The 623-nt window shown below is 70.1% G+C and carries 1 pseudogene; it reads left to right on the top strand.

Going from position 1 to position 623, the window contains the following annotated elements:
• Positions 1-623: pseudogene (locus FG95_RS18500) on the top strand (mannitol dehydrogenase family protein); the annotation flags it as partial.

The following is a 623-nucleotide window of genomic DNA, read 5'->3' as shown; positions in this document are numbered from 1 at the left end:
TACGACCGCGCCGCCCAGGCGGCGGGCATCGTCCATATCGGCATCGGCGCCTTCCACCGCGCGCATCAGGCCGTCTACACCGACGATGCGATGGGCGCGGGCGACCGCGACTGGGGCATTATCGGCGTGTCGCTGCGCTCGGGCGATGTCGCGGCGCAATTGAACCCGCAGGACGGGCTCTATACCGTCAGCACGCGCAGCGCCGCGGGCACGCAGATCCGCCTGATCGGCGCGGTCCAGAAAGTGCTCGTCGCGGCCGGCGACGGCCAGGCGGTGATCGATGCGATCGCGGCGCCGCGCACGCATATCGTCAGCTTCACCGTCACCGAAAAGGGTTATTTGCGCCGCCCCGACGGCTCGCTCGACCTTGCCGCGGCGGTCGGGAACCCAAGTCTCTATCGCTTCCTCGCCGCCGGGCTCGCGGCGCGCAAGGCGGCGGGGCTCGGCGGGCTCACCTTGCTCAGCTGCGACAATCTCGCGGGCAATGGCGCGGTGCTGCGCCGTTTGATGCGCGAATATCTCGCCGCCTATCACCCCGACCTGTCGGCGTGGTTCGATGGCGAATGCACCTGTCCCGCGACGATGATCGACCGCACCGCCCCCGCCACGACCGACGCCGACCG

The sequence above is a fragment of the Sphingopyxis sp. LC363 genome (genome assembly GCF_000756385.1).
In the GTDB taxonomy this organism is placed as follows: Bacteria; Pseudomonadota; Alphaproteobacteria; order Sphingomonadales; family Sphingomonadaceae; genus Sphingopyxis.
This window is presented reverse-complemented; position numbering and strand designations above follow the sequence as displayed.